Raw genomic sequence first — 22,187 nt, forward strand, 5'->3', positions numbered from 1 at the left:
ATAAGCTCTTATCTTTCGGTAAGTTCTTATCTTTCGATAAGCTTACCAATATCAATTAATGTAATTATTCTATCTTTAAAGTTTATAACCCCTTTAATGTAGCTTTTCTTTCTTTCACTTTCAACTTTTTCAATTAAATCTTCTTCGATTTCTAATACTTCGTCAACTTGGTCTACAGTCACCCCAACAGATTCTTCTTGTAAATTTAATATAATAATATTCTCTTGGGTACCTTCCTCCTTTTCTATCTCTAAAAGGAGATTTATATCTAAGAGAGAAATTATATTCCCTCTTAGATTAATTAATCCCTTTATGTATTCTGCGGACTTAGGTACTTTTGTTATTTCCATCATGTCATTTATACTTTGAACTTTAGAAGCTTCTACTGCAAATTGCTCCTCATTAACTTTAAATACAACTACTTGCATAATTTATTTACACCTCCTAGCCTACAACTTTTTTTATAGCTTCAAGTACTCTATCTGCTTGAAATGGTTTAACAATAAAATCTTTTGCACCAGCTCTTATTGCATCCATAACCATGCTCTGTTGACCCATAGCGCTACACATAACTATTTTTGCTGCAGGATCAAACTCTTTGATTGCTTTAACTGCTTCAATACCATCCATATCAGGCATGGTAATATCCATAGTAACCACATCTGGTTTCTCTACTTTGTATAGCTCCACAGCTTTTATTCCATTGCTTGCTTCACCCACAACTTCAAACCCATTTTTTTCTAATATATCCTTTATCATCATTCTCATAAATGCCGCGTCATCAACAATTAATACTCTAGCCATTTTATATTACCTCCAATTAATTTATACCTAACGAATTCAGTATTTTCTCTAGTGATCCAGGCATTGGTATATAATAGAAATGCCCACCTATTTTTTGATTTTCTTGTAAAAACTGTGTTTCTAAATCAAGTATATACTCATCAAATTGACCTGATTCAATAAAAGTAGTAGACAGTATTGCGCCCATCATATCTAATGCAACAGCTGGCACAGAAGGCAGAAGTAAGAGATTAGTAAGTTTTGCAATGGCATTCATGAAGGAGCTTGAAATAATATTTCCTATTTCACACAATACCGAACTTCCAATTTCTGTTATTTCCTCTTGCTGTTCACCTAACATTTTTGAAATGATTTTTAAAGCGGCTTCCTTTTCTAAAGTAAACAGTATGTTCCCTGGTATATCTCCTAAAACTCTTACAATTACAGCAATTACTACTTCTTCAACTCCTATTTTAGAAAAAATATCATCAAAGGGAATAATATTTACTGAGGGCACGGTCATATCTACTTTTTCATTCAATAATTGAGATAAGGATGTAGCTGCATTTCCTGCACCAATATTACCTACTTCTTGTAGCACATCTAATTGAACAGCACTAAGCTCAGAATAATCCATTATACCCTCCTTATACCAAAGCAGCAACATCTAATATCAAGGTAACTAGTCCATCCCCTAAAATAGTTGCTCCTATATATTCTTTCAATCCTTGCAGTGTTTTTCCTAGAGGCTTTATTACAATTTCCTGTTGTCCTAGCAATGAGTCTACTAAAAGTCCTACTGTTTTCTCTCCCACTTTTACAATAACAATGTATTTCTTACTTTTACTGCTCGTTTCTGTTTGTAATTTTTTACTGACCTTCACTAGTGGAATTACACTCGCATTGTAAATAATAACTTCCTTATTATTAGTTTTCTTAATTAGTTCTTCCCTGTAGTCTATTACTCTATCAATGTAACCAAGAGAAATAGCCATAGTTTCATCTCCGATTTTTACAAGCAATGCTTGGATAATTTGTAGCGTCAATGGTAATCTTATAATAAAGGATGTACCTTTGTCAATTTCACTTATTGCATCTACTGTTCCACCAAGGGCAGCAATTTTAGTTTTAACAACATCCATCCCTACTCCACGTCCAGAAATATCTGTTACTTCCTCATTAGTGCTAAATCCTTCTGCAAAAATCAAATTTTTTATATCTGAATCTGACATTCCTTCTGTATTTATTCCAACTTTATTAGCTTTTTCCTTTATTTTATCAACATCTAATCCTTTACCATCATCTTCCACCTTTATTATAGCTTTAGTACCTTCTGCGTAAGCTATAAGTTTAATTGTACCAATGGGATTTTTACCCTTAGCAATTCTCACTTCGCTGGATTCTATACCATGATCTGCCGCATTACGAAGCAAATGCAATAGTGGTTCGCCTATTTCATCTATAACTGTCCTATCAAGTTCCGTCTCTTGTCCTTGTATTTGAATCTCCATCTCTTTCCCCAGATTTTTTGATAAGTCTCTTATCATCCTTGGAAATCTATTAAATACTACTTCTAGCGGTAGCATTCTTATTTTCATCACCAAATCTTGTAACTCTGAAGTGGCTCTAGCTACTTGTTCTAGTGTTTCATTTAAATCATTTAATTTATGGACACTACTTATCTGTTCTAGTCTTGTTCTATGAATTACAAGTTCTGAAACCATATTCATAAATTTATCTAATCTATCCAATTCAACTCTCACGGATTGGTGAGCTTTTTTATGAACTACAGCTTCTTTCTTATCATTATTTTTATCCTCAACGGTGGATGTACCTTTTAGTTCTTCTCTTCCAATTTGTGAGGATTCTTCTATTCCTTTAAATGCCTCTGATTTATCATAAACATCTTCCTTACTTGCTTTAATCTGGACTTCTTCTACCATTACTTTTTCCACTTCAGAAATATTCAGTAAAGTTTGAACAACCTCGTCTTTTTCTTTACTAGTAATATAAATTAAATTTATTTCAAATTCAAAGTTTTCATTTTCTAATTCCTCAGCTCCAGGTATGGATTTAATTATTTCACCATATTCTTCTAAGCTCTTAAAGATTAGAAATGCTCTGGCTGATTTAAGAAGCGTATTTTCACTTAGTACAATTTTTATTTCATAAGCATTGTACATTCTATCCATAGCTTGCTTAATAACATTAATGTCGTATTCATTAAGGGTAATTCGATCAGCAGAATTATAATTAATTTCTTGAGTTACAGCGCTTTCTCTTTCCGGCTTATTCGAAATACTATTTCCTTCTGCTATAGAATGTAGATCCTCAATTATGCCCTCAATTGATAGCTTTTCAGAAATTCCCTCTGATATATTATTTACCATCTTTTCTAAAGTATCTAGACACCTGAATAAAACAGTCACCACCTTTTCTGTTACTTTAATCTCACCCTCTCTAAATTTAGAAAGAACATCTTCCATTTTGTGTGTTAATTCAGCCATTTGACTAAATCCCATAGTTGCGGCCATGCCCTTTATAGTATGAGCCACCCTAAATATTTCATTTAGCTTGTCTATATTTTCTGGCTGTTGTTCTAGTGTAAGAAGTGCTTCATTCAATGTCTGCAAATTTTCCATAGACTCTTCTAAGAACATTGACATATATTGTGATGTATCCATTTTTTCCCTCCTTATTGATTGTACCTACCTTATATTTTTTTATAAATAAATGTTGATGCTTTTTCAAATCCATATTCTTTATAATTATATATACTTTCAGTGGCCCCAACAAAAAGCAAACCACCTTTTTTTAGGGACTCACTAAACTTTTTATATATTTTATCCTTAATATCTGAATTGAAATAAATTACTACATTTCGGCACACTATTAAATCAAAATTGCTTTCATAATTATCTAAAATAAGATCATGTTTCTTAAAGTCCACCATTTTTTTAATCCCAGAATTAATGCAATATTTGTCCCCCTTAACTAGGAAATATTTTTCCAAAAATTTCTTTGGAACATTTTTAATTTCCGAATAGACATATTCACCATTTTTAGCTTTTTGAATTATTGTACTGTCTATGTCAGTAGCTACAATTTTATGATTAGCCTTTGAATACAAATCATCCATAATCATAGCTAATGAATAAGGCTCAGCTCCAACGGAGCAAGCTGCACTCCAAATTTTAAGTCCTCCATTATATGAAAGTTCCGATTTAACTTTTTTTGAAAGTTCCTCAAATATTTCTGGATTTCTAAAAAATTCTGTTACATTTATTGTAATAAAGTCTAGGAATTTCTGTTTTTGAGCGGGATCACTCTTTAATAAACTAATATATTCCTCTACTGAACTCACTCCAACTCTTGACATTAAACTTAAAATTCGCCTATGCAATTGATTGGATTTATAGGCGGCTAAATCTATTTTATATTCTTTTAAAACCCATTGCTGAAAATACATTAAATCCATAGCTATAATCATCTCCCCATTACAACTTTATTAATTTCTTCAGCAACATTATCTAATGGAACAACTTCATCTACTTTACCTGTTTCAAAAGCCGCCTTTGGCATACCATATATTATGCAAGTAGATTGGTGCTCTGCCATAGTAAATCCACCATTATCTTTAATAGCTGCTGTACCTTGTGCACCATCTCGTCCCATGCCAGTAAGTATAACACTTAATAACTTTGATCCGTAAACCGCCGTGGCGGATATAAAGAGTTTATCAACTGCTGGTCTAACACCCCAAAGAGTAGGTTCTGTATTTAAATGTATCCTCTTGTCCCCTCCTATTTCCATATGGTATCCACCAGGAGCGATATAAACTACGTTTTTTGAAACTATGTCACCATCTTGTGCTTCTACAACCTTTATCTTACTGTTTATATTTAATCTATCAGCAAAGGCCTTTGTAAAGCCCATGGGCATATGTTGCACTACTAAAACTGGTACCCCAATATTATCTGGTAGAGCTGTTATTACTTTATACAAGGCTTTAGGCCCACCTGTGGAAGCTCCAATAACCACAGCCTCTATATTGCGACTTGTTCGCGTTCTATAGCGTGTGGAGGTTCCTTGAGCTATAGCTTCTGAGGCTAAATCCTCTTCCCTTACCCCTCTAGTTGTGGTCTTAATAGAATTTGCTCTATTTGTTTTAAAGTTTTTTCCATACCTTAGTGCATTTTTACCATCACTCTGCATATAAGCCAATTTTATTTTTTCTACCAATTCATCTCTAACCTTATTAATGTCTAGCGATATTTCTCCAGATGGTTTTGCTATAAAATCGAAAGCCCCTTGTTCAAGGCATTCCATAGTTAATTCTGTACCAGTTTTAGAAACACTACTAAGCATAATTACCGGTACATTAACATTGTTTTTTTTCAATTCCTTTAAGGCTTTTATACCGTCCATTTTGGGCATTTCAATATCCATGGTTATTACATCAGGCATTTTACTGGTTATTTTTGTTAACAAGTCTTGTCCGTTTTTTGCTGTATTTATAACTTCCATCTCTGCCTCAGCATTAATCATATCAGATACGATTTTTCTCATTAATGCTGAATCATCTACTACAATCACTTTAATTTTTTTTAACAATATATTTCACCCCATTAACATCTCAATTAATCTAAATTTCTGTGGTTCCCATACCTACAGTTCTAATAGACAGCACCCCACTTGTGGTATCAAATATTAAGGTTCTACCTTTATTACCGCCAATGTCTTCTGAAAGTATTGGAATGCATAAACTTTTGAGAGCACTTTTCACCGCTATACCATTTCTATTGCCAATGTCCATGACTATACTTTTATCAGGGAAGTTAAACATTGAAGCTCCACCTGCTATTTTAGCCCTCATATTTTTAAGGGTTGCACCTTTTTTTATCATATTCGTGACTAGTATTGGGATAGCTAAATCTGCAAATTTGATTTCGTTAGTTATTTTATTGAATTGGCTGCTATCTGGAAGCATTATATGTGCTAATCCTCCAAGTCCTACAACTTTATCATAAATTGCTATTCCCACACAGGACCCAAGACCCACTGTTATTAATTTAAATGGAGAAAAAGCGACATTTAAATCTGCAATTCCCACTTTAATTTCATTATATTCCATATTTACACCCTATTTTATAATATTTCAATTTTTTCTTCTTCTGTCAAGATATCTGAAAGATTTAAATATATAATTATTCTACCATCAATTTTAATAAGTCCTTTTATATATCTCTTGGATACTCCAGAAATGATTTCTGGTGAATCTTCTAAGCTTTCTATCAATACATCCCTAACCTCAGAAACAAAATCAACTATTATACCTATTTTACTATGATTTTGCTTAGCAACTATTATCTTACATCCTTCTTGTATTTCTGTTAAAGGCAAATTAAATCTTTTTGATAATGCTATAACCGGTAAAATCTTACCTTCATAACTTATAACACCTTCCACAAATTCCGGAGAACCTGGAATTTTAGTTGACTTCTCGTATTCAAGTATTCTTTCTACCTCCATAATATTGGTAGCATAATACTCACTATTTATGCTAAAAATCAAGATTTTAATTCCTTCTTTCTTCATATTAAATCCCCCTACAATTGAAATTTATGGACAACTAATTCTCTGCTTTCGTCTATAAACGCATGAACACTTTTACTAGGAGAATCGAGAATGTATTCTCTAGTACCTATAATAAACCTAGTATTTGGATAAGCGATTTCTGCCCATATATGTCCATTGTTTCCTACTATAAGCTTTGTTGCTACCCCTCCAATGCCTCCAACTATTTTACATTTAATTTCCTTTCCAGCTTTTATAACTCCTCCTCTAGCTACACTTTTATCCTTTTGAAATATTACACTATCACTTGCTTCCACTTGTGATACATATTGTCCTTTTCCACTAAAGATAATATTACCTGAGCTCTTAATTATTGAGTCTTGGCAATAGTCTAGAACTACATTTACAGGAAGAGTTAAATTTATCTCTAATATAGAAATTTTATAGTCAATAATTGTAACTGCTTCACTTAACTCCTCATAGCTCTTGATATTAAGAGGACTCAAGTTAAGTATTTTATTTTTAATTAGAATCACTAATCCATCCTCGGGATTTTCCTGTTGCAAAATTCTTTGAGCTACTCTAATTGCAGTTTGAGGAAGTTTTTTAAATTTAGTTTCCAATAAAATTTTAATAAGTTCACCATCATTAGTATTTCTGGCTAAAAGGTTCGTTTCTTTCAATTGCCTCATGGAATAAATTATTTTTGTGAGATCGTTTTTCATGCTATTTAAATCACTTAAATACTCTAAAATTAATACATCTTCTTTTCCAGCCGCAACATTTGAATGAATTACATTACCCTTTATTACAACATCTCTATTAGCAGTAATTTCTGCTTCTGCTACATTGTTTCTTATTAAAATACAATTACCAGATTCAACTTTCATACCTTCTAGTACACTGCCACTTATAACTATATCTCCAACAAATTTAATATTCCCTGTTTTTAATTCCACATCTCCATTTATTTCATGAGTTTGATAAACGAAAAAACTACTTCCCTTTACTGAAGGTCTACCTTCAATTGTAGCCACCACAGTAACTTTATCTGTAACCTGGCAACCTTCTCCTGCGCTTAATGATATTTTCTTTGAATTTTTGACTTTTAAAATTTTACCTGTAATATCTATTCCATCTTCGCCATTTTTTCCTGGAATTAGAATAGCTAAAACTTGTCCTTTTTCTACTCCCTTTACAGCACCTATAGCCTTGTAATCTATAACTTCTGTGTTTTCATACTTCTCATCAATTTCCGCCTCTACCTCATTAAATTTAATCTCCAACCTGTCGTCAATTTCATGTATAGGTTTCTTCCCAGCTGCAATAAGCAGTTCTGAAACTTCATTAGCCTTTGCACATTTAATAATGCTCATCTTTAAAATGCCATATGTAATATTATGATTTGTCAACTCATTGTTAATTTCTGATTCTGAAAATTTAGGTGGCATAATTTCTTCTTTTACTTCCAATTCTACTGTCAATGAGTTTCTAAGTGCAGCATCTTTTAGTTTATATATAGTAGTAGGTTTATATGTAATACTAATATATACTTCCATTTTGTCCGCACTAGTTCTTAAATTCATTTGCCTTTTGGCTTCATCTTCTTTAAAATCAACTACAATTTTACTATCCTCGTATACGGGAGTGCTATGGCTAATTTTTTCTCCGTTCACAGTTACTGTAATATTGTCATTAGCGGAAATCGATGCTGGTTTACCAATTTGCTTAGGGTTTTTTATAGTTATTTTACCCTTTTGAATTTCTATCGTTCCATTAATTTCTTCTTTTTTAAAAGTATCATCTTCCAGAGCATCTTCTTCATCATCTAAGCCTTCTATTTCATCAATAGAAATCACAGCATGCTTCTTGAAAAAGCCATTTTTTTCTTCTAAAATTGAATATTTTAATTTTTCTACTGGAACCCCCAAACTAAAACTTGCAGAACTTAAACATTCCTGAACATTGGTTCCTTGGAACTTTTTGTCACATGCCTTAGCTACCAATCTTACCACCTCTTTCTATAGAGAAATTATACCATAATTCTTCTATTTTTTTTCATAACTTTTATTTGTTTATCGACCAATTTCGGATAAACTTTACATTTTTTTGTTTATCCTCAATTAATTCTGCATTAAATCCCACCATTATTGAATTTATTATTGGATTTTTTGAAGAATTGAAAGAAAATTTGTCCACACTTTTAATGGGTAATACATTTGGTGAGGTTCCAGAAATAAAAAGTCCTGTTAAGGATTCAATCTCACTTTCATGGACATTTCTTTCTTCAACAACTATATTTAATTTTTCGCAAGTTTTTATAATAAACTCTCGTGTTATACCAGGCAGCACATTCTCGACCTTGGAGGTTAAAACCTTAGACCCTATAACCATAAAAATATTTGATCTACTTCCTTCAGTAATAAAACCATCATTGTCCACGAGTATCGCCTCATAAACCTTCTTACTTTCAATTTGCTCGTTTACTTTCTCTCGGAAGGCGTTATTGATAACCTTAGCATTAGGACTGGTGCGTTCACCATGATAAGTAATAGTTTCGACCCCTTCTTCATATTGATCTTTTGTAGGGTATGCATGAGGTATGAAATATGCTAAGAAATTAGAATTAACAACCAATTTTAGATTCCCATTACAAATATTATTCTTTTGAATTAATTCAATAATTCCATTTATAATTTCATCCACAGTAATACACAAATTATAGTTCATAATTTTCGCAGAATTTTCTAAACGACTTAAGTGCGACATAAGAAAAATAGGCATTCCATCACTTATCCTTATCACCTCGTATAGTGATTTTCCTATACTACTATTATAGTTTTCAAACTCCTCACTTTTCTTAAATTCGTCCCCAAATAAAAAGTATTCATTCATGCACTTGTCCATGTTAATTCCTCCTCTTAATTTTCTTAAGAGGTAAAAACTTCAGGATTTTTATCTCTTAAGAATTAATATTTATTTATCTCCATTTTAAAATTTCAATTTTATCATGTGTTTTCCTAAAATTTATTAAGTAAGGATGACCCACCAAATTAAAAAGTGGCAAATCTGATAGAGAATCAGAAAACATATAGGAGCTTTCAAAGTCCACCACCATGTTTTCACTTTTTAACACTTCTTTTAGTCTTTTGACCTTTTCTTCTCCTTTGCAATTTTCCCCTAAGATTTCATTTCTATGTAATCCATTCTCCAGGGTAAACCTTGTTCCTATCACTTTATCGACTCCCTCTATGTTGTAGAGCTCATTCAAATAGAATTCAGCGGAGGCAGAAATTAAATAGATTTTGTATCCCTCTGCTTTCATCTTTTTTATCATCACAATAGCGTCACTATATAGTATTTTGCTTAACCTTTTTTCATAAAACTCCTTGACAATTTTTTTCATTTCATTTTCCTCTATACCATCAATAAATCTTATAAAGGTTTTCTTTACTCTTGAAGCATCATGGATCTTTAAAGCGTAAAAAATAGATGAATATATACTTTTAGGTAAATATTTTAATAATCCAGGATTCTTTTTCATCATAAAAAAATAGAATTCTACTAGTGTCTCTCGTTTCGTTAGTGTGTAATCCACATCGAAAATAGCTAATTTTTCTTTCACAACTAATGCCTCCTCAAATATACCTATCAATTTTAGATTAACCTTATTGTACTCTTATAAGAATAATATTAATATTGTTACCATTGAATTCTCCTTCATCCCTTTTTCTAAAATGTCGATAAAAAGAGCCGATGCATTAGCAACGACTCTTCCACTTACCTATTTCTCTTCTTTAATCATTTCTTCATAGTATTTAGTTACTTCTGCGAATTCTTCATCTTCAGGAATAATTAATTCTCCTGTTTCTTCATCTCCAATTACTTTGAAAAGATATATTGAATCGTCCTCAGGATTTTGAACTAACGCATATTCATTATCTTTATAAGTAAATCCATCTACTATTTCACATGGAACTACATTACCATTTTCATCTTCTAAATCTACAGTTAGTGCTTCTCCGCAACCGCAACCATCGTGTTCATCGTGTTCGTGATCATGACCACCACATCCACAACCTTCATTTTCTTGGTTGTTTGAACCACATCCGCAGCCATCATTTTCCTCGCCGCCGCAACAAGTTTTTTTATCTTCATTCATAATGTGTTACCTCCTACATTTCAGTATATTCTATATTCTACCCTTAATTTGAAAATATTAAAAGGGTTTTTTCAAATTATTATTGTTAAGTTATTGTTAAATGTTTTTATTGTGTATTTTACTTACAAAGGAAGATGAAATTTAATTCATCTTCCTTTGACTTTTCAATTTTAAATACTATTTTTGATTAGCAAGTTTTTTGTAACTATCTAATCTTTCCATAGCATCTTTTTCTGTTTTAACAAATAATGCTTCTGCTGTTTCTGGGTATATTTTTGCTAGTGAAGAATATCTTACTTCACCCATTATATATTCTCTAAATGAAGTAGTTGGTTCTTTAGAGTCTAATATAAATGGATTCTTCCCTGCTTCTTTAAGTTCTGGGTTAAATCTATACATAGCCCAGTATCCAGATTCAACAGCTCTCTTAGTTTCAAATTGTGTACATCCCATACCTGCTCTGATACCATGATTGATACATGGAGCATAAGCAATGATAAGTGATGGTCCTTTATATGCTTCTGCTTCTTTTATAGCTTTTAGTGTTTGATTTTTATCAGCACCCATAGCTATTTGAGCAACATAAACATATCCGTAGCTCATTGCCATCATACCTAAATCTTTTTTCTTAGTCTTCTTACCAGTTGCCGCAAATTTTGCAATAGCTGCAGTTGGCGTAGATTTTGAAGATTGACCTCCCGTATTTGAATATACTTCTGTATCCATTACAAGGATATTTACATCCTCACCAGATGCGAGTACGTGATCAACTCCACCAAATCCTATATCATAAGCCCAACCGTCTCCACCAAATATCCATTGAGACTTTTTAACTAAATGATCTTTTTTACTAAATATTTCTTTTAATGCTTCATTATTGTCTTTTTCAGCTGTTAATAATGGCAACATTTTATAAGTTGCAGCTTTTGAACCTTCTGCATCTTGTTTGTTTTCAATCCATTCATTTATAGCTGCTTTTAATGCATCACTTGTGTTTAAAGTTAAGGCTTTAACTGCTGATAATTCAACCCTATCTCTTAATTGAGTAGTTCCAAGGAACATTCCAAGTCCAAATTCAGCATTATCCTCAAATAATGAGTTAGCCCAAGCTGGTCCTTGACCACATTCATTAACTGTATATGGTGATGCTGGTGAACTTCCTCCCCAAATTGAAGAACATCCTGTAGCATTAGCTATTAACATTCTATCTCCAAATAATTGAGTAATAAGTCTAGCGTATGGAGTTTCTCCACATCCAGCACATGCTCCACTGAATTCCATTAATGGTTTCTCAAATTGACTTCCCTTAACAGTTGCAGTTCCCATTGGGTTCTCTTTTTTAGATAATGATTGTTCGAATTTCCAATTTTTTATTTTTGTTTCTTGCGTTGCAAATGGTTTCATTATTAATGCTTTTTCTTTTGCTGGACATACTTCTGCGCAGTTACCACAGCCAGTACAATCTTCTAAACTTACACCAATAGTGAAATTCAAGCCTTCAAAATTCTTTCCACCTGCTGCTTTTTTACTTTCATAGCTTTCCGGAGCATTTGCAAGCTCTGCGTCAGTTGCTAAGAATGGTCTTATTACAGCATGAGGACATACATATGCACATTGATTACATTGTATACATTTGTCTACTTGCCATTCTGGTACATTAACAGCAATGCTTCTCTTCTCGTATGCAGCTGTTCCTGGTTGTAGTGTTCCATCTTCTATTCCAATAAACGCTGAAACAGGTAGGGAGTCTCCCTCTTGTCTGTTCATTACATCAGCTATGTTTTTAATGAAATCTGGTCTAACTTCTTTTGAAGTATCATTAGTGTCCACAGCTTCTTTCCAGCTTTCTGGTACATTAATCTTAACAACTGATTCGATTCCTTTATCTATTGCAGCATTGTTCATGTTAATAACTTTTTCACCTTTTTTACCGTAAGATGTAATAACCGCTTCTTTAAGATACTTGACTGCATCTTCTACAGGAATAATATCTGCAAGTTTAAAGAAAGCAGATTGCATTATCATGTTAGTTCTTCCGCCAAGACCTATTGATTGAGCTATTCCAACTGCATCAATAATGTTGAAGTTAATATTGTGAGTCGCAATATATTTTTTCATTGCTGCTGGTAAATGTTCTTCTAATTCTTCTGGAGTCCATATACAGTTTAATAAGAATGTTCCATTATCTTTTATTCCTTTTAGAACATCATATTTATATATATAAGATTGATTACCACAAGCAACATAGTTTGCAGCATTTATTAAATATGTTGATTTTATAGCTTTCTTACCAAATCTTAAGTGAGAAACTGTAATTCCACCTGATTTTTTAGAGTCATATGCAAAGTATGCTTGAGCATACATATTTGTATGGTTACCTATAATTTTTATAGCACTCTTGTTAGCTCCAACAGTACCATCTGATCCTAGTCCCCAGAATTTACACTCTTTAGTTCCTTCAGGAGTTGTAGTTATTTCAGGTCCTGTTACAAGTGAAGTATTAGTAACATCATCAACTATTCCTACAGTAAACCCATTTTTAGGAGATTCTGCTTTTAAGTTTTCAAATACAGCAACCATTTGAGCTGGAGTAGTATCTTTTGAACCTAGTCCGTATCTTCCGCCAACTATAACTGGTCTGTTTTCTTTTTCATAATAAGCATTTCTTACATCTTGGTATAATGGTTCTCCAATTGATCCTGGTTCTTTTGTTCTATCGAGTACTGATATTTTTTTAACTGTAGAAGGTATGTATTTGAAGAAATGATCTAATGAGAACGGTCTGAAAAGATGTACTTTAAGTACTCCGACCTTTTCTCCTTTTGCATTTAAATAATCTATAGTTTCTTCAATTGTATCGCAAACTGAACCCATTGCTATTATTATTCTGTCTGCATCTGCTGCACCATAATAATTAAATAAATGGTAATCAGTTCCGATTAATGAATTTATTTTTCCCATATATGTTTCAACTTTTGCTGGAAGAGCATCATAGTATGAGTTTGAAGCTTCTCTTCCTTGGAAATATATGTCTGGATTTTGTGCTGTTCCACGAGTTACAGGATGCTCTGGATTAAGTGCATGATTTCTAAATTCTTCTAGTGATTCTGTGTTTATAAGAGAAGCTAGAGTTTCATAATCCCAAGTTTCAATCTTTTGTATTTCGTGAGAAGTTCTAAAACCGTCAAAGAAGTTTACAAAAGGAAGTTTTCCTTCAATAGCTGTTAAATGAGCAACTGGTGAAAGGTCCATTACTTCTTGTACGCTACCAGACGCAAGTAGTGCAAATCCTGTTTGTCTTGCAGCCATTACATCTTGATGATCTCCAAAAATATTAAGTGCATGAGTAGTTAATGCTCTAGCAGCTACGTGGAATACTCCTGGTAGTAATTCTCCTGCTATTTTGTACATGTTTGGAATCATTAATAATAATCCTTGAGAAGATGTAAAGGTTGTAGTTAATGCTCCTGTTTGAAGTGATCCGTGAACTGCTCCTGCTGCTCCCGCTTCTGATTGCATTTCCATAATTTTAACTTTTTGACCAAATACATTTTTTGTTTCTTTTGCTGCCAATTCATCACAATACTCTGCCATTGTTGAAGATGGTGTTATAGGGTAAATTGCTGCCACGTCAGTGTATGCATATGCAACGTGTGCTGCTGCTGTATTTCCATCCATTGTTTTCATCTTTCTCATTAATAAACCTTCTTTCATTAATAATATTATAAAAATGTGTTACAAATCTAATAAGCTATTTTTTACATTTTCCTTTTTAGTTTGACCATAGGTCATGCTTTTATTCAAAATACAAACTAAGTAATCTATAAACTACTTAGCTTATAGATTTATATTATTTAATGTTATTTAACTAAATTTTTTCCCATTTCTTCTGCTTCAACCAATTGCTGCTTAGAAGGTGCTTCATTAACGGTTAAGCTTTGTATAACGTTAAACTCATAATCCTTCATTTGACTTACCCATTTGTTCATAAATTCGCCATCATCCCATCCATAAGATCCAAATAATCCAGTAACTTTGTTGTTAAGTGGAAGTAATTTGAATTTATCAATGAAAGGTTGCATTTCTTTTTGTTCTATTCTATTGTTATCCATTGATGGACTTCCAAAAGCAACTGCATCTGCATTGGTTACATCTTCAACCTTAGCTTCACTAACTAGTTTAACTAGTACCTCAGCTCCTGCTTCTTTTGCACCTTTAGCTATACTATTAGCTAAAACTTCAACATTTCCATTATTACTCCAATAAATTATTGTTAATTTTTTCATTACTTTCACCCCATATTTCATATTAATAGATAGTTTTAATTACCCCTTAATTATACATCAAAATGAAAAATATTCAAGTTCTTTGTTATGAATAATGTATAAATATTCTATTATACTTTAATAATTCCACAATAAAGTATAATAAGATTAATTTTTGCTAAATTTCTGCAAATTTTTTATAATTCGAATTTTTCCTTACTTTTTACTATTACAGAATTATATTCTTTTGAATCTAATAGTTCCTTAAAGCTCTTTTGAGCATTTTCATCTCCATGTACAAGAAAAATTTGTTTAGGTTTTATCTTCATATGGTCTATCCAATTAATTAAACCATTTCTATCTGCATGACCAGAAAGTCCTTGCAAATTATATATGGTGGCTGCTACAGAAATATCTTCCCCAAAAATTTTAACCATTTTATTTCCATCTAAAATTTGTCTACCTAAGGTACCCTCAGCTTGATACCCTACAAATACTATAGAATTTTCACGAATCCATAACCCATGTTTTAAATGATGTTTTATCCTTCCTGCATCACACATTCCAGACGTCGATATTATTACCATACCCTTTTTCACATCATTTAATTTCATAGACTCTTCTGCAGAATGAGTAAACTTAAGCCCCTCAAAACTAAGTATATTATTATCATGCTTTTCCATCTCTTTTGCCTGCGCATCAAAATACTCTCTGTTATTCTCAAAAATCCTTGTTGCTTTTTCTGCAAGAGGGCTATCCACAACCACTGAAAGGTTCTTAAGCATTTCCTCATCAAAATAGGTGTTCAAGGCATATATAACCTCTTGGCTTCTGCCTACTGCAAAGGATGGAATTATAACATTCCCACCTCTTTTAAAAGTTTCTTTTACTATATTGGCGAGTTCCTCTAATACATCTTTAAAATTGTTATGTACTTTGTCTCCATAGGTAGTTTCCATAATTACATAATCTGCACTTTCTATAAATGTAGGATCATTTATAAGTGGAATGTTAAGATTACCTAAGTCGCCACTATAAACAAGTTTTACAGGCGTTCCACCTTTCTCTTCTACTTTAAGTTCTATAATAGCTGACCCCAGTAAATGGCCTGCATCCGAAAATACAATAGTTAATCCGTCAAAAGGTTTTATTTCCTCATTGTAAGGATAACTTTTAAAAAGCTTTAAACACTCTTCTGCACTTTTTAAAGAATATAAAGGCTTTATAGGCTCTAGCCCTTTTCTTTGAAGCTTCTTATTCTTCCATTGAGCATCCATCTCCTGAATGTGGCCACTATCTGGGAGCATCACCTGGCATAGCTCCATTGTAGCTTTTGTACATAAAATATCACCTTTAAATCCACTCTCATATAGTAGTGGAATTCTTCCACTATGATCTATGTGTGCATGGGATAATATCATTAAATCTATATCTCCTGGGTTAAATCCAAAATTCTGATTTTTACCTTCATCTCCATCGCTTCCTTGGTATAATCCACAATCCAATAAAATAGTTTTATCTCCTATCTTTAGCATATGGCATGAACCTGTAACACACTGGCTAGCGCCAAAAAAAATAATTTCCATCTTATTCTCCTTTAATTTATATTATTATTTTTCATATAATAAGCAAATATATACTTCATACTTTTAGTCTACACTTTTTTTGACTTTTTTATAAAATAAATATTATTTACAATAAAAAAAGATGAAGAAATTTTACATTCTTCATCTTTTTCTATATTTTTCTATTAAATTAACTATCAAATCAATGCTATTTTCTGTGTTACTGCTTTTCATATTCGAAATATATTTTTCTGAATCATTATACAATTCATTAATTTTCGTTTGTAAATGTTCAGGAGTTAACTCCTCATCTTGAATAACCATACTATACCCGCTTTTTTCAAAAGATCTAGCATTAAGGATTTGATCACCTCTACTTGCTTTAGCCGATAACGGTACTAATAAGTTAGGTTTTCTTAGTGCTAAAAGTTCAAAAATCGCATTTGCCCCCGCTCTTGATACCACAAGGTCCGCAGCCGCCAATAAGTGAGGTAATTCCTCCACTACATATTCAAATTGAACATATCCAGCTTTGTTTTGGAGTGATTTATCAATATTATCTTTACCGCAAATATGAATAATATTATACTTTAAAATTAATTTTTCAAGTTTTGTCCTTATTGCTTCATTTATAACTTTAGATCCCAGGCTACCACCAATAACCAGCAATATTGGTTTTTCATTTATAAAACCACATATTTCCTTAGCCTTTATTTTGCTTCCTAAAAATAATTCTCGTCGTATAGGATTACCAGTTACCATACCTTTTCCACCTTTTATTTCATTTAAGGCTTCTGGAAAAGTTACACATACTTTTGTACAATATGGAGCAGCTAACTTATTAGCAAGTCCTGGTGTAATATCGCATTCATGCGCAATTACTGGTATCTTGGAGAAGTATGCAGCAAGTACCACCGGTACAGAAACAAACCCACCCTTAGAAAAAACGATATCTGGTTTTTCAATTTTCATTATTTTTTTTGCGTCAAAAATCCCTTTAATTACTTTTAGCGGATCAGAAAAATTTTTCATATCAAAATATCTTCGAAGTTTCCCACTAGAAATAGGATAATATTTTATATTTTCATCCTCTATTATTTTCCTTTCAATGCCCTCTTTTGTTCCAATATATTGGATTTCATAACCTAACATTTTAAGTTTTGGTATTAGTGCAAGATTTGGTGTTACATGTCCTGCTGATCCGCCACCAGTCATTATTATTTTGTGCTTTTCCACTTTAACACTCCTTTAAAAAAACATGCTTTACTCAGTTTATTCTACATTATTATATACCAATTACTATAAAAAGTTCTACTTTTTATTGAAAATGGTGTTGTCCATAATTTGCTAAACAGTATATAATCTTCAAAAGTATCCTTCAACTCACTATTATAAAAATGAAATACGTGGATAAACTACTATCATACAAATAAACACAAAATTTAAAGGAGGAATTAAAATGGCAAACAGAACATTAGTACCACAAGCTAGAGAGGGTTTAAACAAATTTAAAATGGAAGCTGCTCAAGAAGTTGGAGTTAATTTAACTAACGGTTACAATGGAGATCTTACATCTAGACAAAACGGTTCTGTAGGCGGACAAATGGTTAAAAAAATGGTAGAACAATACGAGAAAAACTTATAATTTAAAATTAAATAAGTTAAGAGGTATATGCTAGCCATATACCTTTTAATTATATATTTTTATCTAAATCATGTAAATATATGTGATTTTTTTAATTTCATTAAAGCAAGAGTAAATATGTAATTATTTTTCATTTAATTAAGATTTTTCATATAATAACATCAATTAATCTAAAATCTTGTACTTGCCTTATTTTCCTTCAATATTCTATTATATATTTCAAATTTCTGCACAAGATACTATCATACAAAACAAATTATAAAAGGAGGAATTAATAATGGCAAACAGAACATTAGTACCACAAGCTAGAGAAGGGTTAAACAAATTTAAAATGGAAGCTGCAAAGGAAGTTGGAGTTAATTTAACTAATGGTTACAATGGAGATCTTACTTCAAGACAAAACGGTTCTGTAGGCGGACAAATGGTTAAAAAAATGGTACAACAATACGAAGAAAATCTATAATTTAAATTAGTTTTTAAAGGGTATATGCTAGTCATATACCCTTTAATTTTGATGTTTCACCTAAATCTTATAAACATAAATAATTTCTTTTAATTTATTTAAAACACTTCAGGTAATGAAAGTTACAATTTTAAATTTTCTTGCCTTATTTTCCACCAATATTCTATTATATATTTCAAGTTTCTGCACAAGATACTCTCATAACAAAAATAAAATATAAAAGGAGTGATTAACAAATGTCAAACAGGAAATTAGTACCTCAAGCTAAAGCCGGATTAAATAAATTTAAAATGGAAACTGCAAAAGAACTAGGTGTTAATTTTACAGATTATAACGGTGATTTAACTTCAAGGGAATGTGGTTCTGTTGGCGGAGAAATGGTTAAAAAAATGGTACAACAGTACGAAGAAAATTTATAATAATTGCCAAAATATAATAAAGACACATAGATATTTTTTCTATGTGTCTTTAATGCATTTAACTGAGTTTAAATTCTATGATTTTTAACTGAATGGACTTGTAACCATTGTACTCATTAATTTGAGGTGTAAAAATTAAATCTAGTTTCATTCCTCTTGGAGCATCAAGGTAGGTTTTATGTTCTTCACCATAGGAATCTTTTAGCATCTCCATGAATTCATCTACCCTATTAAAAAATATTCCATCAATTGTTTTATTCGATTTCGGCATCAAACATTTTATTTTTATTGTATTGGCATTTTTCCCCAATATATCTATTTTTAAAATAGGGATGTTTTTTTCAGCTAGTAGTGGTGAGGGATTGCCTTTACCAAAAGGCTCTAAAAGTTCTAATTCTTCTATTATTCCATAATTTATTTTACTTAGTGCCATTCTTTCATCTATTCTTACTTTAGGTATAATATCCTCATCCGTTAGCTTGCAAATAGAATTTAATTTTCGCCTTAATTTTTCTATATTTTCCTCTTTTATAGAGAGACCTGCAGCCATTGGGTGTCCTCCGAATTTTAAAAGCAGCTCTTCACATTTTATTAATTCCTCAAATAAATTGTATTCTTCGATAGATCTTGCTGAACCCTTAGGATTGTCTTTTCCACTAGTTAATATTATTGTTGGCACATTGAAAGTTTCCCTAACACGCCCTGCTACAATTCCTGCGATACTCTCATGGATAGTATCTTTATAAATCACTAATACTTTGTCATTTCTAAAAGTGGAATGCTGCACAAGTTCTATTACCTGCTGCACATTTTCCGTTGTCATGTCCTGTCTTTTTTTATTAAGTTCAAATAGTGTTTTAGCTAGTTCCACTGCGCGAGCCTCATCAGAGCAAATTAGAAGTTCAACTGAAATAGCCGCTGACTCTAATCTTCCTGTAGCATTTATGCAGGGTCCTATTTGAAACCCAACATGATATGATTTTATCTCTTTACCTTCAATGTTCAAAATTTCCTTTAAACATTTTAACCCAAGATTTTTTGTATTTGTAAGCATTCCTAAGGCATTTTTAGCAATTATTCTATTCTCGTCTATTAAATCTACCACATCACAAATAGTTCCTATTCCAGCTATTTCTATAAATTCCACTACAGCTTCACTATTAATTCCAAGTTTTAAATATAGTGCTTGTACAAACTTAAGTGCAATACCTGCCCCACACAACTGCTTAAATGGATAATTACAGTCCTTCTGTTTTGGATTAATAACTGCATCCGCTGGTGGAAGCTTGAAGGTGCGAACGCCTTCACTATCTTCTTCAAATGATAACTCATGGTGATCCGTTATTATAACTGTCATCCCTAGTTCTTTTGCCAATTTAACCTGCTCAGTCGCAGCTATCCCATTATCGCAAGTTAAAATCACCTCAAAGCCTTCTGCACTTAGCTTTCTTATCCTATCACTATTTATTCCATAGCCTTCAAGTTCCCTATCCGGAACATAATACTCTACCTGTGCACCACATTGTTTTAATGCTTTATACATTATAACAGTACTAGTCACACCATCAGCATCATAATCGCCATATACCACTATTTTTTTCTTGTTTTCAATAGCAAGTTTTATTAGTTCTGTGGCTTTCTCCATATCTTTCATTAAAAATGGATCATATAAATCCTCTATACTGGCCCTCATAAATTTTTTTATCTCTATTTCATTATCAAATCCCCTGTTAATTAAAATCTTAGCTATAACCTCACTTACCCCGGAGTTTTTTGCCAGGGTTCTAATATCTTTAGAGGTATTTCTTATTAACCACTTTTTCTCCATATTTATCTCCTAATTAATTATTATTTCATATTTAGAACTGATTTTTATAGACACCAAACCTTATTGGTCCCTAACCATTTCTAATCATTAAGCCTTACTAGGCATCAAGACCTGAATAGTAGCATTTACTAAAACTCTGTTTACTACTTTCATTATTTCCACTTCACTTATGTTTTCCATCTCTTTAAATTCAGAAAAAATTACAGGTCCATCTCCATACATAATTTCATATACACATAAATTCATACTAGTTTGAATAGATCTCTCTAAAGCTAGCATCCTTCTTAATTTGTAACTTTTACACAGTTTTAAAACAGTAGCCTTTTCAAAATGACCCTTTGATTTTTTAACTTCTTCAATTTGACTATTAATAATCTCTATGGTGTTATTTACATTTTCATAGGAAGTCCCAAGTGAAATAGTAAAAAGTTTTATTCCTGTTTCATTTTTAATTTTACTGCCTATATCATAAACAAAGCCTCTTTTAGTCCTAATTTCATCATACAGTATACTGCTTGTACCCTCTCCGAAAACCAAGCTAAATAGCTTTAGTGCACTAATCTCTCTATCATTTAAATCATGAATAGGAAAACAATATTGAATTTTGGCACCTTGCAAATCATCTCTATATTGAAAGTAGGTGCCTGGATTATTATTTTCGTATATATACTGGGTATCTTCTAGGTTATCCACTACGTTGACTTTAGTGTTAAATAGTTTATTGTTAAAATCACAAAGATACTTTTCCACTATGTCTGAAACATGCTTAAAACTCATGGAAGATATTACACTCACTACGCAATTATCTGAGGTATAGTATTTATAATAAAATTTTTTAATTCTGTCTACCGTAATGGAACGAATTGATTCTTCTGTACCTATAATTAAATTCTTTATTCTTCGCGTGTTAAAGCCATTATAAAGCATGGAGTCTTCGCAAAACTGGCTAGAATCATCTTTCCATTCTTTTAATTCGGCACAAATTACATCTATCTCTTCTTTGAAACCACCCACTGGAAAAGTGGGATTCAAAAGTATATCCGTATAAATTTCAAAACCCTTTTCAAAATCTTCATCCAAAGTGGTGCCATAATATACTGCATAGGGATAATTTGTCATTGCATTACAAAATCCAAAGGTTTCATCACATAATTTATTAATCTGGTATTCCGTGCGTGAATCTGTCCCTTTAAATAGCATATGCTCTACCACATGAGCAATTCCGAGTTCACTATTTCCCTCACGATTTGCACCTGCATTAAAACCTATGGTAAAAGAAGTCAAATTATTCTCTGCACTCTTATATAGTAATTTTACTCCATTTTTAAACGTTATTTTTTCCATTTAATCACCTTCATTCTATATTTTATTTATTTCTGTATTATTTTTGTTTTTTTTGTTGTAAACTAATGTGTGTGGTAAATGACATTCACTTTATTAAAAGGGTGGTGAGTAAATTCTTAAACATATTTTTTTTAAG

General features: G+C 31.9%; 20 protein-coding genes and 2 pseudogenes. 3 read left to right on the forward strand and 19 right to left on the reverse strand.

All coding sequences use genetic code 11. The features are described from left to right. Positions 1-26 precede the first annotated feature (26 nt). From KPL50_RS02235 to KPL50_RS02310, 17 genes and pseudogenes are all read right to left on the reverse strand, one after another. Positions 27-428 carry a chemotaxis protein CheW gene (locus KPL50_RS02235; protein WP_216296791.1) on the reverse strand — a complete coding sequence of 134 codons (402 nt, stop codon included), beginning with the start codon at positions 426-428 and terminating at the stop codon, positions 27-29. A 16-nt stretch (positions 429-444) separates the two neighbouring features. Beyond that, positions 445-804, reverse strand: a complete 360-nt coding sequence (locus tag KPL50_RS02240) for a response regulator (protein WP_216296792.1) — start codon at positions 802-804, stop codon at positions 445-447. Positions 805-820: 16 nt separating this feature from the next. Next, entirely contained in the window at positions 821-1,420 is a 600-nt protein-coding gene (locus tag KPL50_RS02245; protein ID WP_216296793.1) for a chemotaxis protein CheC, read from the reverse strand. Positions 1,421-1,430: 10 nt separating this feature from the next. Then, a pseudogene (locus tag KPL50_RS02250) lies at positions 1,431-3,011 on the reverse strand (chemotaxis protein CheW); the annotation flags it as partial. Positions 3,012-3,103: 92 nt separating this feature from the next. Then, positions 3,104-3,467, reverse strand: a pseudogene (locus tag KPL50_RS27815) (Hpt domain-containing protein); the annotation flags it as partial. A gap of 29 nt (positions 3,468-3,496) precedes the next feature. Then, positions 3,497-4,261, reverse strand: a complete 765-nt coding sequence (locus tag KPL50_RS02255) for a protein-glutamate O-methyltransferase CheR (protein ID WP_216296795.1) — start codon at positions 4,259-4,261, stop codon at positions 3,497-3,499. Positions 4,262-4,269: 8 nt separating this feature from the next. Further along, the gene (locus KPL50_RS02260) at positions 4,270-5,352 is read right to left on the reverse strand and encodes a chemotaxis response regulator protein-glutamate methylesterase (protein WP_216296901.1); all 1,083 of its coding nucleotides are present in this window, start codon (positions 5,350-5,352) and stop codon (positions 4,270-4,272) included. A gap of 76 nt (positions 5,353-5,428) precedes the next feature. Beyond that, a complete protein-coding gene (locus KPL50_RS02265) occupies positions 5,429-5,917 on the reverse strand; it encodes a chemotaxis protein CheD (protein WP_216296796.1) in 489 nt (162 codons plus the stop codon). Between the two features lie 14 nt (positions 5,918-5,931). Then, positions 5,932-6,381, reverse strand: a complete 450-nt coding sequence (locus tag KPL50_RS02270) for a chemotaxis protein CheW (protein ID WP_216296797.1) — start codon at positions 6,379-6,381, stop codon at positions 5,932-5,934. 11 nt (positions 6,382-6,392) lie between these two features. After that, positions 6,393-8,366 (reverse strand): flagellar assembly protein A, encoded by a 1,974-nt coding sequence (locus tag KPL50_RS02275; protein ID WP_216296798.1) that lies wholly within the window; start codon positions 8,364-8,366, stop codon positions 6,393-6,395. A 61-nt stretch (positions 8,367-8,427) separates the two neighbouring features. Further along, complete coding sequence (locus KPL50_RS02280) at positions 8,428-9,267, reverse strand: aminotransferase class IV (protein ID WP_216296799.1); 840 nt, start codon at positions 9,265-9,267, stop codon at positions 8,428-8,430. A 73-nt stretch (positions 9,268-9,340) separates the two neighbouring features. After that, positions 9,341-9,985, reverse strand: coding sequence for an HAD-IB family hydrolase (locus KPL50_RS02285; protein ID WP_216296800.1), 645 nt, complete (start codon positions 9,983-9,985; stop codon positions 9,341-9,343). Between the two features lie 159 nt (positions 9,986-10,144). Then, a complete protein-coding gene (locus KPL50_RS02290) occupies positions 10,145-10,522 on the reverse strand; it encodes a DUF1292 domain-containing protein (RefSeq protein ID WP_216296801.1) in 378 nt (125 codons plus the stop codon). A gap of 177 nt (positions 10,523-10,699) precedes the next feature. After that, positions 10,700-14,218 carry a pyruvate:ferredoxin (flavodoxin) oxidoreductase gene (gene nifJ, locus KPL50_RS02295; protein WP_216296802.1) on the reverse strand — a complete coding sequence of 1,173 codons (3,519 nt, stop codon included), beginning with the start codon at positions 14,216-14,218 and terminating at the stop codon, positions 10,700-10,702. A 164-nt stretch (positions 14,219-14,382) separates the two neighbouring features. Further along, the gene (locus KPL50_RS02300; RefSeq protein WP_216296803.1) at positions 14,383-14,808 is read right to left on the reverse strand and encodes a flavodoxin; all 426 of its coding nucleotides are present in this window, start codon (positions 14,806-14,808) and stop codon (positions 14,383-14,385) included. A gap of 176 nt (positions 14,809-14,984) precedes the next feature. After that, on the reverse strand, positions 14,985-16,373 hold the full coding sequence (locus KPL50_RS02305; protein ID WP_216296804.1) for an MBL fold metallo-hydrolase RNA specificity domain-containing protein: 1,389 nt from the start codon (positions 16,371-16,373) through the stop codon (positions 14,985-14,987). 141 nt (positions 16,374-16,514) lie between these two features. Beyond that, positions 16,515-17,588 (reverse strand): undecaprenyldiphospho-muramoylpentapeptide beta-N-acetylglucosaminyltransferase, encoded by a 1,074-nt coding sequence (locus KPL50_RS02310; RefSeq protein WP_216296805.1) that lies wholly within the window; start codon positions 17,586-17,588, stop codon positions 16,515-16,517. Positions 17,589-17,811: 223 nt separating this feature from the next. Between KPL50_RS02310 and KPL50_RS02315 the strand changes: the two genes are divergently transcribed. The 3 genes from KPL50_RS02315 (at position 17,812) to KPL50_RS02325 (ending at position 18,879) form a co-directional block, all read left to right on the forward strand. Next, the gene (locus tag KPL50_RS02315) at positions 17,812-17,997 is read left to right on the forward strand and encodes an alpha/beta-type small acid-soluble spore protein (protein WP_124998098.1); all 186 of its coding nucleotides are present in this window, start codon (positions 17,812-17,814) and stop codon (positions 17,995-17,997) included. A 277-nt stretch (positions 17,998-18,274) separates the two neighbouring features. Beyond that, on the forward strand, positions 18,275-18,460 hold the full coding sequence (locus tag KPL50_RS02320; RefSeq protein WP_216296806.1) for an alpha/beta-type small acid-soluble spore protein: 186 nt from the start codon (positions 18,275-18,277) through the stop codon (positions 18,458-18,460). Between the two features lie 236 nt (positions 18,461-18,696). Then, positions 18,697-18,879, forward strand: a complete 183-nt coding sequence (locus KPL50_RS02325) for an alpha/beta-type small acid-soluble spore protein (protein WP_124998100.1) — start codon at positions 18,697-18,699, stop codon at positions 18,877-18,879. A gap of 58 nt (positions 18,880-18,937) precedes the next feature. Here the strand turns inward: KPL50_RS02325 and recJ are convergent, their stop codons facing one another. Both recJ and KPL50_RS02335 read right to left on the reverse strand, forming a co-directional pair. Then, complete coding sequence (recJ, locus tag KPL50_RS02330) at positions 18,938-20,707, reverse strand: single-stranded-DNA-specific exonuclease RecJ (protein ID WP_216296807.1); 1,770 nt, start codon at positions 20,705-20,707, stop codon at positions 18,938-18,940. 87 nt (positions 20,708-20,794) lie between these two features. Then, positions 20,795-22,051, reverse strand: a complete 1,257-nt coding sequence (locus tag KPL50_RS02335) for a pitrilysin family protein (protein ID WP_216296808.1) — start codon at positions 22,049-22,051, stop codon at positions 20,795-20,797. Positions 22,052-22,187: the final 136 nt, after the last annotated feature.

The sequence above is a fragment of the Clostridium sp. CF012 genome (assembly GCF_018861755.1).
Taxonomy (GTDB): domain Bacteria; phylum Bacillota; class Clostridia; order Clostridiales; family Clostridiaceae; genus Clostridium_AD.

What these genes read in the sequence shown, in the direction of transcription:
- KPL50_RS02300 (WP_216296803.1), bottom strand. Translation starts at nt 14,808, where the DNA reads ATGAAAAAATTAACAATAATTTATTGGAGTAATAATGGAAATGTTGAA.
- KPL50_RS02245 (WP_216296793.1), bottom strand. Translation starts at nt 1,420, where the DNA reads ATGGATTATTCTGAGCTTAGTGCTGTTCAATTAGATGTGCTACAAGAA.
- KPL50_RS02320 (WP_216296806.1), top strand. Translation starts at nt 18,275, where the DNA reads ATGGCAAACAGAACATTAGTACCACAAGCTAGAGAAGGGTTAAACAAA.
- KPL50_RS02255 (WP_216296795.1), bottom strand. Translation starts at nt 4,261, where the DNA reads ATGGATTTAATGTATTTTCAGCAATGGGTTTTAAAAGAATATAAAATA.
- KPL50_RS02305 (WP_216296804.1), bottom strand. Translation starts at nt 16,373, where the DNA reads ATGGAAATTATTTTTTTTGGCGCTAGCCAGTGTGTTACAGGTTCATGC.
- KPL50_RS02235 (WP_216296791.1), bottom strand. Translation starts at nt 428, where the DNA reads ATGCAAGTAGTTGTATTTAAAGTTAATGAGGAGCAATTTGCAGTAGAA.
- recJ (WP_216296807.1), bottom strand. Translation starts at nt 20,707, where the DNA reads ATGGAGAAAAAGTGGTTAATAAGAAATACCTCTAAAGATATTAGAACC.
- nifJ (WP_216296802.1), bottom strand. Translation starts at nt 14,218, where the DNA reads ATGAGAAAGATGAAAACAATGGATGGAAATACAGCAGCAGCACACGTT.
- KPL50_RS02335 (WP_216296808.1), bottom strand. Translation starts at nt 22,051, where the DNA reads ATGGAAAAAATAACGTTTAAAAATGGAGTAAAATTACTATATAAGAGT.
- KPL50_RS02260 (WP_216296901.1), bottom strand. Translation starts at nt 5,352, where the DNA reads ATGAGAAAAATCGTATCTGATATGATTAATGCTGAGGCAGAGATGGAA.
- KPL50_RS02290 (WP_216296801.1), bottom strand. Translation starts at nt 10,522, where the DNA reads ATGAATGAAGATAAAAAAACTTGTTGCGGCGGCGAGGAAAATGATGGC.
- KPL50_RS02325 (WP_124998100.1), top strand. Translation starts at nt 18,697, where the DNA reads ATGTCAAACAGGAAATTAGTACCTCAAGCTAAAGCCGGATTAAATAAA.
- KPL50_RS02265 (WP_216296796.1), bottom strand. Translation starts at nt 5,917, where the DNA reads ATGGAATATAATGAAATTAAAGTGGGAATTGCAGATTTAAATGTCGCT.
- KPL50_RS02240 (WP_216296792.1), bottom strand. Translation starts at nt 804, where the DNA reads ATGGCTAGAGTATTAATTGTTGATGACGCGGCATTTATGAGAATGATG.
- KPL50_RS02280 (WP_216296799.1), bottom strand. Translation starts at nt 9,267, where the DNA reads ATGGACAAGTGCATGAATGAATACTTTTTATTTGGGGACGAATTTAAG.
- KPL50_RS02270 (WP_216296797.1), bottom strand. Translation starts at nt 6,381, where the DNA reads ATGAAGAAAGAAGGAATTAAAATCTTGATTTTTAGCATAAATAGTGAG.
- KPL50_RS02315 (WP_124998098.1), top strand. Translation starts at nt 17,812, where the DNA reads ATGGCAAACAGAACATTAGTACCACAAGCTAGAGAGGGTTTAAACAAA.